General features: G+C 57.0%; 10 protein-coding genes and 1 pseudogene. 2 read left to right on the top strand and 9 right to left on the bottom strand.

What is annotated here, in order from left to right:
- Window positions 1-15: 15 nt before the first annotated feature.
- Window positions 16-381 (top strand): WGR domain-containing protein, encoded by a 366-nt coding sequence (locus AC2TDA_RS21600; protein ID WP_480881282.1) that lies wholly within the window; start codon window positions 16-18, stop codon window positions 379-381.
- 319 nt (window positions 382-700) lie between these two features.
- On the opposite strand, the pseudogene AC2TDA_RS21595 reads toward AC2TDA_RS21600, so the two are convergent.
- The 9 genes and pseudogenes from AC2TDA_RS21595 to AC2TDA_RS21555 all read right to left on the bottom strand — a co-directional run.
- A pseudogene (locus AC2TDA_RS21595) lies at window positions 701-828 on the bottom strand (IS481 family transposase); the annotation flags it as partial.
- Between the two features lie 216 nt (window positions 829-1,044).
- Window positions 1,045-2,190, bottom strand: coding sequence for an iron-containing alcohol dehydrogenase (locus AC2TDA_RS21590; RefSeq protein ID WP_480896875.1), 1,146 nt, complete (start codon window positions 2,188-2,190; stop codon window positions 1,045-1,047).
- On the bottom strand, window positions 2,187-3,569 hold the full coding sequence (locus tag AC2TDA_RS21585) for an aldehyde dehydrogenase family protein (RefSeq protein WP_480881406.1): 1,383 nt from the start codon (window positions 3,567-3,569) through the stop codon (window positions 2,187-2,189). The genes AC2TDA_RS21590 and AC2TDA_RS21585 overlap by 4 nt, the downstream gene beginning before the upstream one ends.
- A gap of 91 nt (window positions 3,570-3,660) precedes the next feature.
- Entirely contained in the window at window positions 3,661-5,022 is a 1,362-nt protein-coding gene (locus tag AC2TDA_RS21580; protein WP_480896874.1) for a glutamine synthetase family protein, read from the bottom strand.
- A gap of 56 nt (window positions 5,023-5,078) precedes the next feature.
- Window positions 5,079-6,764, bottom strand: a complete 1,686-nt coding sequence (locus AC2TDA_RS21575) for a Na/Pi cotransporter family protein (protein ID WP_480880887.1) — start codon at window positions 6,762-6,764, stop codon at window positions 5,079-5,081.
- A gap of 147 nt (window positions 6,765-6,911) precedes the next feature.
- Window positions 6,912-7,946, bottom strand: coding sequence for a TRAP transporter substrate-binding protein (locus AC2TDA_RS21570; protein ID WP_480846256.1), 1,035 nt, complete (start codon window positions 7,944-7,946; stop codon window positions 6,912-6,914).
- 51 nt (window positions 7,947-7,997) lie between these two features.
- Complete coding sequence (locus AC2TDA_RS21565) at window positions 7,998-9,317, bottom strand: TRAP transporter large permease (protein ID WP_480846257.1); 1,320 nt, start codon at window positions 9,315-9,317, stop codon at window positions 7,998-8,000.
- Complete coding sequence (locus AC2TDA_RS21560; RefSeq protein WP_480880889.1) at window positions 9,314-9,898, bottom strand: TRAP transporter small permease subunit; 585 nt, start codon at window positions 9,896-9,898, stop codon at window positions 9,314-9,316. The genes AC2TDA_RS21565 and AC2TDA_RS21560 overlap by 4 nt, the downstream gene beginning before the upstream one ends.
- On the bottom strand, window positions 9,895-10,671 hold the full coding sequence (locus tag AC2TDA_RS21555; RefSeq protein WP_480880891.1) for an N-formylglutamate amidohydrolase: 777 nt from the start codon (window positions 10,669-10,671) through the stop codon (window positions 9,895-9,897). Before AC2TDA_RS21555 ends, AC2TDA_RS21560 begins: the two co-directional genes overlap by 4 nt.
- Before the next feature lie 126 nt (window positions 10,672-10,797).
- On the opposite strand from AC2TDA_RS21555, the gene AC2TDA_RS21550 reads away from it, so the two are divergent.
- A complete protein-coding gene (locus AC2TDA_RS21550; RefSeq protein ID WP_480880892.1) occupies window positions 10,798-11,661 on the top strand; it encodes a MurR/RpiR family transcriptional regulator in 864 nt (287 codons plus the stop codon).
- The last annotated feature ends 605 nt before the right edge of the window (window positions 11,662-12,266 follow it).

Genomic DNA, 12,266 nt, shown 5'->3' with positions numbered 1-12,266 from the left:
ATGGCGGAAGTGAGGGTGCGACGGCAGGTAATGTCGATATCGGAATCCATTCAGGATCAGAATCCTTTCTCGGGAATTGATTTCGCAATGTCATTGGACAGTATGGCTGAATTGACCGACAATCACGTTATGGAGCTGACGGCAACCAGACCTGTCCACCTGATCCATGTGGATCCAGACGTCAACATGGCGCGGTTCTATGGGATAGAGTTACAGCCAACGTTGTTTGAGGAAGTGTCCATCCTTCGTACCTGGGGGCGTATTGGCTCAAACGGGCAAGCCATGATGGTGACGTATGATAACGAAGCCCAGGCCAATGAAGCGCTCCAAAAACTCGAAGGGCAAAAGCGCCGACGAGGCTACGTCCCGGTCGGTGAGTGACTTCGGGTTGCAATCTGTTTCCGTAGCAAATCCCGAGCCTGTCGGCTCGTGACCGGGGCCCTTGGTTCCAGCCGGCATGCCGGCTTCCACCCAGATCACCCCAGCATGATCTCCCTGTCCCAGTAGCCCCTGGACCGTCTCTTGCGAGCCGGGGCAGGGGCTTTGGGTCATAGTCGGTCCATGCCGTGGTGATCTGCCTATTCGGGTGACGATCCCTTTTGCGTCTCCGCAGGATCGAAGATCCTTTGGCCTTTTTTTGGTGGGTCAGGCGGGATTTGGACATGCCAAACGCCGCCTTCCGGCAGGGGAAAGGCGCGGCCTGCCGCTTCCGCCACTTCGCGACCGTCTTGGGGCTGATGCTAAGCTCTCGGCTCAGCTCTGCGGTCGCTGTATCGCTGCTCGGATAGCGTGCATGGTCGTGGCGCTGCCATGACGAACTTGTCCCATAGTGCTTCCTTCCATTCCCTCGAATGGATCGCACCATAAAACCCTGGGATCAAACACCTAACGCTGCGTATTTAATCTACGCGGGCATTGCTCATTGAAAGAGACAGCAGAGCGATAACGTCGAAGCCTACCTGCCTGTTAATCCAGATCCAAAGTTTGCGACGCAACCCTGAGTTTGAAACCGAACCTTCAATGACATCAATAGAGCCGCCGGTTTCACAACGCAGTTCTGAACAACTCTGTCAGGTTTTCTTCGGTCAGTTCGATGGGATTACCGCCGCAAGACGGGTCGATGATCGCGCCCTTGACCAGTTCGGGGATTGCAGCTTCGGTGACGCTCAGATCAGAGAGCTTTAGTGGGATACCCATGCTGTCGTTGAGTTCCTGCACGAACGTGCGAAAGCCGTCGAACCCGCCGTCGATGCCCAGATAGGCCGCAGCCGATTGGAACCGGTCCGCGATGGCCGGCGCGTTGAACTCCAGCACTGTGGGCATGCACACCGCATTGGTGGTGCCATGATGGGTGTTGAAGTGCGCACCTACGGGGTGGCTCATGGCGTGTATCGCGCCGAGGCCTTTCTGGAAGGCGGTCGCGCCCATCGCCGCGGCGCTCATCATCTGGGCGCGGGCCTCGATGTCCGTACCGTCGGCATAGGCGCGCGGCAGATACTCTTGGACCAGCCGCATTCCTTCCAAGGCGATACCCTGGCTCATCGGGTGGTAATGCGGGCTGGAGAAGGCTTCGACGCAATGGGCGAACGCGTCCAGACCAGTACCTGCGGTGATGAACTTCGGCATACCCACGGTCAGTTCCGGGTCGCAGATCACCACCGTGGGCAGCACCTTGGGATGAAAGATGATCTTTTTGGCGTGTGTTTCGGAATTGGTGATGACGCTGGCGCGGCCCACTTCGGACCCGGTCCCGGCGGTTGTTGGCACCGCGATGATCGGCGCGATGGCATCGGCATCGGCGCGGGTCCACCAGTCGCCGATATCCTCAAAATCCCAGACCGAGCGCGTCTGACCGGCCATGAAGGCCACCATCTTGCCCAGATCCAGCCCCGAGCCGCCGCCGAAGGCAATCACACCGTCATGACCGCCAGCGTTATAAGCCGCAACACCGGCATCGAGGTTCTTCTCATTGGGGTTCGGGTCCACATCAGCGAACAGGCCGCGGCCCAGACCGGCGGCCTCGAGGATATCCAGCGTCGCCGTGGTAATCGGCAGATCGGCCAGCCCCTTGTCAGTGACCAGCAGGGGCTTTTTCATCCCCGCCGCCGCGCAGGCCTCGGGCAGCTCTTTGATGCGGCCGGCACCAAACTTGATTGCGGTCGGATAAGACCAGTTTCCAACAAGGCTCATGTTGTCACCTTTTTCAGATGGTAGGATTTAGGACGGGTCAGGTTGTGATAGCCGATGACGGACAGACCGCCGCCGCGCCCGGTATTCTTGCATCCGGTCCAGCACAGCCCCGGGTCCAGATAATCGGCGCGGTTCATGAACACGGTGCCGGTCTCGATCGCATCACCCACTCGCGCCGCACGATCCACATCGCGGGTCCAGAGCGAGGCAGTCAGGCCAAACTCGCTGTCATTCATCAGTGCTATAGCCTCGTCATCCGAAGACACTTTCATGATGCCCACGACGGGGCCAAAGCTCTCGTCCCGCATCACCCGCATATCGTGGGTCAAGTTGGTCAGGACTTGCGGTGTCAGGTAGGCGCCGCCATCATCTTCGGCGAAAGTATCGATGTGCGCCACCGCTCCGGCTTCAATCGCCTCGGCGATCTGCGCCCGCACTTCATTGGCAAAACGCACATTTGCCATCGGGCCAATCGTTGTCTCCGCTTCCAACGGGTTGCCCAGCTTGTATCCCTCCACGATCTCGACCGCCTTGGCGACAAAGTCGTCAAAGAGGCTTTCATGCACGTAAATCCGCTCGATCCCGCAACAACACTGGCCCGCGTTGAACATCGCTCCGTCGATCAGCGTTTCGACCGCCGCGTCCAGGTCGGCATCCTCCATCACATAGCCGGGATCTTTGCCGCCCAATTCGGTACCTACACCGGTGAAGGTGCCCGCCGCGGCACGTTCCATCGCCTGACCACCGCCGACAGAGCCGGTAAAATTCACAAAGTTGAACGCCTTGCCCGCGATCAGATCATTGGTCACGTCATGGCTCAGAAAGACGTTCTGGAACACATCCTCGGGCACACCCGCCGCATGGAAAGCCTGCGCCATGCGCTCACCCACCAGCAGGGTCTGCGTGGCATGTTTCAGGATCACCGTATTGCCCGCGATCAGCGCCGGGGCCACCGTGTTGATCGCCGTCATATAGGGATAGTTCCAGGGTGCCACCACAAAGACCACCCCATGCGGAATACGCTTGATATAGCGTTTGAACGTCTCGTCCTCACCCACCTCAATATCGGCCAGCGACGTTTCCGCAATCTCGGCCATATGGCTCGCGCGCTCGTTGAAGCCGCCGAACTCACCGCCATAACGCACCGGTCGGCCCATCATATGCGCCAGTTCCGGTACAATCTCGTCGTTCATCGCTCCCACGGCGGCCACACCCGCCATCACGAGATCGATACGCTCTTGCAACGGTCGCGCTGCCCAGCCCGCCTGCGCCGCCCGCGCACGCTCCGCAACCTCAAATGCCGCCGCGCGCGACAGTGTTTCGCGTTCTGCATAAACCGATCCGTCAATCGGTGAGATGCATTTCAGTGTCTGGCTCATGCCATCAACTCCACATTGAGGGCGTCCGCGCCCTGCTTCCTCTTTCCAAAAGTAACCGGGGGTGTGAGAGGCCGACCTCGCACGCTGTCCGTTATGCCCGCTCGAACCCGCGGGCCACTTCCCAATCTGTCACTACACGCTCGAACTCTTCGATCTCGACCTCGGCCGCACGGGCATAGTGATCGACCACTTCATCCCCCATGGCCGCCCGCAACATGGCCGAGCCAAGCAGCGCATCGCGTGCCGCGCGCAGGTTGCCCGGAATCATGCCGCTCTCGCCCTGATAGACATCGCCGGTGGTGGGCGGCTGCAACTCCAACCCCTCTTCAATGCCCGCGATCCCCGCCGCCAGCATCCCAGCCATCGCCAGGTAAGGGTTCATGTCGGAACCTGGTATGCGGCACTCGACCCGAACCGCCTTGGTGCCATCGCCGCACAACCGGTATCCAGCGGTGCGATTGTCCACCGACCAGATGATCCGCGTCGGCGCGAAGGTGCCTTTCATGAAGCGCTTGTAGCTGTTGATGTAAGGCGCCATGAAAGCGGTGTAATCGGGGGCGTATTTCAGCAAACCGGCCATGTAGCTTTTCATCAGTGCCGACATGCCCAGCTCGTCATTCGCGTCATAGAATGCAGGCTTGCCATCGGCCCATAGTGACTGATGCACATGGGACGAGCTGCCCACCTTGTCATGGTGCCATTTCGGCAGGAATGTCGCGGCATGGCCGTGCTGCCATGCAATCTCCTTGATCGCGTTTTTGGCGATCGAGTGATACTCGGCGGTGTCCATCGCCGCGGCGTATTTGATGTTGAGCTCTTCCTGCCCGGTCTCGGCCTCGCCCTTGGAGTTCTCGACCGGAATCCCCGCATTCCACAGATGGTTGCGGATTGGGCGCATCACATGCTCTTCCTTGGTGGTCTGCAGGATGTGATAGTCTTCGTTATACCCCGAGATCGGCTCCAGATCGCGGAACCCCTCCTTGCGGATCGCATCGAAGCTTTTCTCAAACAGGAAAAACTCCAGCTCGGTCGCGGTCATCGCGTCATAGCCCATCGCCTTCAGGCGGCCCACCTGTTTCTTCAGGATCGAACGCGGCGCATGGGGCACTTCCTCATGCGTGTGATGATCCAGCACATCACACATCACCATCACCGTGCCCTCGAGCCAAGGAACCGGGCGCAATGTGTCCAGATCAGGTTTCATAACATAGTCGCCATAACCCCGTTCCCAACTGGTCGAGGCATACCCATCAGGCGTCGCCATCTCCAGATCCGTCGCCAGCAGATAGTTGCAGCAATGCGTCTCTTCCCACGCTCCCGCCACAAAATGACCCGCATGAAACCGCTTGCCCATCAAACGACCCTGCATGTCAACCATGCAGACCAATACAGTGTCGATATCACCTGCATCGACCTTGGCCTTCAGATCGGCCAATTTAGCGTTCTTGCCCATCGTAGTCACCCTTTGTTGCCCCGAGTTATCCCGGTCTCGGTTTCCCCTGTTCACCGTCAATCTTCGGCCGCTTCTTTTTCCATTTCCATAACCAGACGCGTCTCCAGAACCTGTCCGCTCCGGTAAAGTATCGGATAAGCTATTGCGGCCACATGCCCGTGCAAATCACGCATCGAACGCAATGTTTCCAAGTGCAGATCGCTGGATTGGAAGCTCTCTGTCTGACCACGCTCCAGCCGTTTGAGGTGGGCCTTGCGGCTATCGCGGGACAACCGTTTGACCTCGGCCTTGTCCAGAACCAACCGGCGGGCACAGTCCATATCGTCGACTAGAAGCACATGGCGCGCCAGAGAGAAGCTCTCGAGTATCGTGCCATGAAGATCTTTCAGCTCTTTCCAGCCCTGCGCTGAAAACTCCGTACGATCCGTGTGTTTGATCTGTGCCGTGCGCGTCATGCGGTTCGACACCACGTCACCCGCGGCTTCAAGGCGGATGGCGTATTCCACCAGCCCGCGGGCGGTCTTGATCTGCGCCTTGCTCATGTTCTGCCTTGGCATCCGTGCGACAAACCGGCGGATCTCGGTCAGTTGCGCGTTGACCCTTTCATCCTGCTGCCAAAGGGCCGAGATCGCATCGCTGTCGTCCTGTTCATAGATATCCAAAACCGGGCGGAACATTCGCTCGACCTGCGTAACCATCTGCAGCAGTTCGTGGCGCACGGATGACATCGCCACGCTGGCACCGGATGCGCTGGGATCGCCAAGCGGGCTGAGAGCGCCCGAAAACTGATCCAGCGGGTTTTTTTCGGTCTCCGGCTCAGGCAGGATCACCGACATTGGCTTTTCCATCCACGAGACAAATCCAGTGGCCAGCAAAAAGACCGCAAGGTTAAATCCGATATGTGACAGGATCAGGGACTGCCCTGCACTGGCCACCATCAACGCCTGTTCCGCGCCAGATACATTGACAACAATCAGCAATACCAAGGCTGCGCTGCCGCGCAGAAAGAGGTTGGCCAGCGGTATGCGCCGGGCCGAAATCGTCATATCCCGCGTCAACCAGATCGGGATAAAGGCCGAACCCAGATTGGCCCCCAGCACCAATGACAGACCAGCCGCGAATGGTATCGCTCCGATCTGTACAAGCGTGACACACATCAGAATGGTGGCGACCGAACTGTGCATGACAAATGCCAGAACCGCGCCAACAATAAAGGCGCTGAAGTAGTCACTTTCGAGATACCCAGCAATTGCGGGCAAAAAGGCGCTTTCACGGATAGGTTCAACGGCGTCTCGAAGAAACTGCAGCGAGATTAGGATGAACGCGACACCCACGATGATCCGCCCCATCAGACGTACATTCGCACGGTCCGATTTGAGATACAGCCAGCCCCCCAACCCCAGCAACATGGGTTGCAACCAACCCAGATCGTATGACAGGACCTGAATAACCAGAGCCGAGCCGAGATCAGCCCCCAAAACACCTGCAAGAGCCATGCCAAAGCTGACCATTCCTGCAGCGGCAAACCCGGTCAGCAATACTGCGACTGCAGCCGAACTTTGCAGGATCGTGGCCAGAACCATCCCTGCACCACCTGCGACAAAGCTGTTAGAGTGCTGCGTCAGGATTGATTGAAACAAGGCACCGAACCGCCGCTCGATCCCGGTACGCACCAAACGCACGGCAAAGAGCAGCAACATGGTCGCTGCAAAGATTTCAATCAAAAAGCTTGCGATGGCCATCTACTTACACCTCGATAACCCGCGAAACGCCGAAAAACGTCCGGGTTTTGTTTTTTGCTTTCTGAAAGATTAACAGCATACGAGGTGTTGGTTCCTGTTGTCCAATCCCGACGCAAGTTCGTAGTCTTGCGTCGGGATCTTATGTTATTAGCCGTAGCGGTAGGGCCGTCCGGCCTGTTGCATGACTTCGTTGTATTTTTTGAAGATTTCGACCACTTTCGCCTTCGTTGGGCTTTCGGCGGCGATCTCGTCCCAGAATTTCACAGCAGCCTGTTCGACCTGTGCCCATTCTTCATCCGGGATTGTCGTCAGCTGCATCTTGTCCCCATTGACACGCAGGCTGGCTTCGCCACCCCAATACCACCACTGGCGATAGTAATGCGACTGATCACAGCAGACCTTGAAGAGGGTTTGCAGATCTTCAGGCAGCTCGTTCCAGCGGTCCATATTGGCAAAGAAATGCCCGGCCCAAGCACCCGAAACGTTGTTAGTAAGGAAGTAGTTGGTCACATCCGCCCAGCCGACGGTGTAATCCTCGGTGATGCCGGACCAAGCGATACCATCCAGCTCTCCGGTTTGTACGGCGACCTCGATATCTTCCCACGGCAGAGTGACAGGAACCACTCCGAACTGGCTGAGGAACCGGCCCGCAGTTGGGAAGGTGAAGATGCGTTTGCCCTTAAGGTCGGCCAGCGAGTTGATCGGGTCCTTGGTGGCGAAGTGGCAGGGATCCCAGGCCCCCGCGCTGATATGTTTGACGCCAACCTTGGAGTATTCCTCATCCCAGATCTCGTTCAGGCCGTATTGGTTGAACAGCACCGGTACATCCAACGAATAGCGCGACGCAAATGGGAAGTAGCCGCCGAAAACGGTAACTTCGGTCGGAGAGGCCATCGAGTCATCGTCCGACTGAACCGCGTCGATCGTCCCCTTCTGCATGGCGCGGAACAGCTCTCCGGTGGGTACAAGCTGGTCGGCGTAAAACAGCTCGATCTGCATACGATCGCCAGCGATCTGGTTGAACATTTTGATGGCTGGATCAATCACGTGTTCGGCCAGTGCCGGGCCTGCATAGGTTTGCATACGCCACGTGATCGTGTTTTGCGCCAATGCTGGCGTCGCCAGCGGTGCAGCTGCAACGCCGACCCCTGCCGTTTTCAAAAACTTACGTCTTGTTGTCATGTCTAATTCCTCTCCGTTAAAGTTTGCGTGCCCGTTTGGTGGGCCTTCTTATTAGTTTCCATAGATATAACCGGGCAGCCAAAGGGCGATTTCCGGGAAAACCATGATAATCACCAGGGCCAGGACCATCACTGCTACAAAGGGAAAGATCGAACGATAGATGTCCCGCAGACTGATTTCCGGTGGCGCCATCGCTCGCATCAGGAACAGGTTATAGCCGAAAGGCGGCGTCATATACGCGATCTGTGTGGTGATTGTGTAAAGCACGCCGTACCAGATCAAATCAAAGCCCAGTGCGCCAACCAATGGCACATAAAGCGGGGCCACGATGACCAGCATCGCCGTGTCATCAAGGAACGTGCCCATAACGATGAAGCTGAGTTGCATCAGGATCAAAATCATCCATGGCGACAGGCCCAGCTGTTCGGTGAACAGATTGTCGATGGCCTTTACCGCACCCAACCCGTCAAATACGGCTCCGAAACCGAGTGCGGCCAGAATGATCCACATGAACATGCAGGATATCGCCAGCGTCTGCTTGGTGCAGTCCTCGAAAATCTTCCACGTCATCCGGCGTTTGATGACCGAGACAACCAATGCAGTCAGCGCGCCAATGGCCGAGCTTTCCACCAGCGAAGTCCACCCGTTCACGAATGGCACCATCATTGCGGCGAAGATGATCAATGGCAGCGCCCCTGCGCCCAGCAACCTGATTTTCTCGGCTCGGGGGACTTCGTGCGCGTCTTCCATTGCGGGGCCAAGCTGTGGCTGAATGCGGCAACGTATCCAGATGTACAGAATAAACAACGCTGCCATCAGCAGTCCGGGCAGAATGCCGGCCAACCAGAGCTGCCCAACCGGCTGGCGTGCGATCATGGCATACAGAACCAGAACCACCGAAGGCGGAACCAGAATTCCCAAACTGGACCCCGCCTGAATGACGCCGGTTACCATGGTTTTGTCGTAGCCGCGTCGTAGCAACTCGGGCAAAGCAATCGTTGCACCGATGGCCATCCCGGCAACGCTGAGGCCGTTCATGGCAGAAACCAGAACCATCAACCCGATGGTGCCAATCGCCAGACCGCCATTTACCGGCCCCATCCAGACATGGAACATCCGATAAAGGTCATCGGCCAGACGGCTTTCGCTGAGGACATAACCCATGAAAATGAACATCGGCAGCGTTAGCAGCGGGTACCATTTCATCAGCTTCATCGCTGCCGAGAACGTGATATCCTGCCCACCCGTTCCCCAAAGTGCCAGCGCGGCAATCGTGGCCACAGCTCCGATCGCGCCAAAGACACGCTGTCCCGTGAACAGCATCAGCATCATCAATGCGAACATGAAGATGGCAATATATTCCTGGCTCATGCCCGACGGACCCCGATTTCTTGCCCGTTGATCCGGGCTATGTCTTTGAAAAATTCTGAAATCGCCTGCAGCAACATCAGGAAGAAGCCGAAAACCATGATCGCCTTGATCGGCCAGATGTACGGCCGCCACGCCGTCGATGAGCGTTCAAGCCGGCCAATTTCTTCGCTGCCCGTCAGAAGCCCGGTAAAATACGAAACCGGTTCATCGCCCCAATAACCCAGACTATAAGCAGTTGAGCCCAGCCCTCCGTAGAACAGCACGCCAAGATACAGGATCAGAAGAAGCACCGTGAAGGCATCAAACCACGCTTTCCGGCGGGGGCTCCAGTTATGATAGAACAGGTCCATGCGAACATTCGAACCCAACTGGATCGAATACGGCCCGCCAATGATATAATAGGTCACCATCGCGAACTGTGCCATTTCCAGCGTCCAGAGTGATGGCAGGAAGAAGGTCTTTGAGATCGAAGACCATAGAAGGATACCCATCATCACGAACAGGCCCCACATCATGGCCCGACCAATCCGGTAGTTGATTGCGTCCACGACATGTACGTATCCGGCCATCATCCTGATCATGCGAGCCCCCTTTCGTGGAGTGCCGCCAAAGTTCTTTCGATCCAGGGCGCCAGCCAATCAGCCATCGTCTGTTGCTGCTCGGGCGTTTGGACCAGGTCATTCCGGATTTCGATCATCACGTTCAGCAAGCCGTTGGGAAAGGCCTGTACATCCAATGTATGAGCAACCCCGTCCGCAGCCGAGTAGGGTTCGTTCAGACGTGTGACAAAGGGCAATTGAGCTGGCGCCATGGTCAGCATCGTTTCGGCAAAACGGCCGTCAGTGCCGTGCAGCAATCCCAGTTCGACACTGCGATTTTGGCCACGATAAACCGGGGTGAAACTGTGTACTGTGACCATAAGGTCCAGCGTTTCGTGGTGCATAGCGATTTCGTTCGACAAAGCCGCCGCAAATGGGGTGTAAACTTGCTCGATCCGCTCTGCCCGCTCATCGGCCGTCAGTTCAGCGTTCGCAGGGATCGATATATTCTCACTGCGCGCCGGCATGGCGTCCAAAGCTTCCGGAGGGCGGTTGCAGTCATAAACCAACCGCGACACGCCGCCAAAAATCAGTGACGCCGACATCTGGTCTGCAATCGCTTTGGCCACCGGCAACGCGCCCGGGTCCCAAGCAATATGGCTTTGCAACGCGTCGCGGCTTAAACCCATGTCGCCCAAAAAACCCGGAATCCGGTTTGAGGCATGTTCGCAAACCACAAGCACCGAAGGCCCGCCGCCGGCCTGCGCCTTGTGAACAACCGGCCCAAAGTCAAGTTTGCTGTCTTGTGATTCCATGTGGGAAAATCTCCACACTCACCATTCACCTGTCAATATTTTTCCTGTACAAAATTCAACAGGCTTGAATGAGACGTAAAAATTTACACAACTTCAGACTGCAACTGAGGGAGAGACTCTGTGCGAGTGACCGAAAAACTCCTGTCGCATCGGGACAAGATGACACCATCGGAACGGCAACTGGTAAATGTGCTGCTGGACGATTACCCGATGGCGGGTCTGGGCAGCATCACCGAACTGGCCAGTGTGGCCTCGGTCTCGACAACTACGGTTGCGCGCATGTTGCAGAAAACGGGGTTTGAGGGCTATCCGCAATTCCAGTCGGCGGTGCGTGGCGAAGTCAAAGAGATGATCTCGGGGCCCGAAGCCAAACGCGATGTCTGGCAAAATGACCTGCCGGAAGAACACATCCTGAACCGCTACTCCCGTCAGGCGCTGGTCAACCAAAGGCGTTCAATAGACGAGGTGGACCCGGAAGAGTTTGACAGTTTCTGCCGTCTGCTGTGCGACCCGAAACGACGTATTTTCATTACCGGAGGGCGCATAACCGGGACACTCGCCCGTTATCTGTACCTGCATATGCAGATGATCCGTCCGGATGTGAAACTGTTATCCGACGCCGCATCCTGGACACATGACCTGCTGGAGGTAAGGGAGGGCGACGTTCTCGTCGCACTGGATGTCCGTCGTTATGAAAACACCACTCTCCTGATCGGTCAGTTGTGCCATGAACGAAAGGCTGAAGTGGTACTTCTGACCGACCAATGGCGATCCCCTATTCACCGGCTTGCGAAACATACTTTCGCGGCGCGCATAGCTGTGCCTTCCGCATGGGATTCAATGGCTTCGCTAATGGTTCTGCTGGAATGTGTTATCGCCGAATTGCAGGAACGCCTTTGGGACAGCGTCAAAGACCGCACAGATGAGCTGGAACAGGCTTTTGACCGGACCAAATTGTTTCGCAAGTTTGGCCAAAGCTCAGGGTCTTGAAGCTTTCAGACACTACAACTGCGCGTGAGCACTGTTGCCAGTCTGCGCGCAAGACGTACACTCGGACCCATGTCATTTATTGCCGAGAACCAATTGCCGCTGCTGATCGCTTTCTTTCTGATCGGCATGATTGGTACGGGATTCCTGTTCCGCAAACCCGCCGGGCACCGGGCCTGGAAACTGGCCGACCTGGTTTGGGTTGTGCTGGGCGGTGTCGGCGCCTTGGTTGCGGTGCTGGCGGGGCTTTATACCTCCGACAGCTCAAGACTAGATCGCCAGATCGATGTGGCCTATGCCGCGACGCTGGCATTCGACCGTGACGCTGCTCGGTTCCGGCTGCGCTTTTGTGATCCGGCTTTTGATCCCGATACCGCCGTCTTGTGCGAAAAAGTTGAATTCCTTTCTGCCTCGACGGCAAGCAACGCAGACCTGCCATTGTTTATTGCCGTAACGAACGAAGTCGCGCCCCTACAGGGCCTGCATTTCTTATTCGGACGGCAGGCAAAAGACGAAATGGAACAGGCCCGCGGCATGGCTGCCAAGGCCGATGCTTTTGATATAGAACAGTTCCTTGTCTTTACGTCGCTGGACGATGCCACGCAGGT

Source organism: Ruegeria sp. HKCCD6426, from assembly GCF_057221115.1.
This window is presented reverse-complemented; position numbering and strand designations above follow the sequence as displayed.

Excerpts from the sequence above, each read along its gene's own strand:
- AC2TDA_RS21590 (WP_480896875.1), bottom strand. The coding sequence starts at position 2,190 with ATGAGCCTTGTTGGAAACTGGTCTTATCCGACCGCAATCAAGTTTGGT.
- AC2TDA_RS21585 (WP_480881406.1), bottom strand. The coding sequence starts at position 3,569 with ATGAGCCAGACACTGAAATGCATCTCACCGATTGACGGATCGGTTTAT.
- AC2TDA_RS21580 (WP_480896874.1), bottom strand. The coding sequence starts at position 5,022 with ATGGGCAAGAACGCTAAATTGGCCGATCTGAAGGCCAAGGTCGATGCA.
- AC2TDA_RS21575 (WP_480880887.1), bottom strand. The coding sequence starts at position 6,764 with ATGGCCATCGCAAGCTTTTTGATTGAAATCTTTGCAGCGACCATGTTG.
- AC2TDA_RS21570 (WP_480846256.1), bottom strand. The coding sequence starts at position 7,946 with ATGACAACAAGACGTAAGTTTTTGAAAACGGCAGGGGTCGGCGTTGCA.
- AC2TDA_RS21565 (WP_480846257.1), bottom strand. The coding sequence starts at position 9,317 with ATGAGCCAGGAATATATTGCCATCTTCATGTTCGCATTGATGATGCTG.
- AC2TDA_RS21560 (WP_480880889.1), bottom strand. The coding sequence starts at position 9,898 with ATGATCAGGATGATGGCCGGATACGTACATGTCGTGGACGCAATCAAC.
- AC2TDA_RS21555 (WP_480880891.1), bottom strand. The coding sequence starts at position 10,671 with ATGGAATCACAAGACAGCAAACTTGACTTTGGGCCGGTTGTTCACAAG.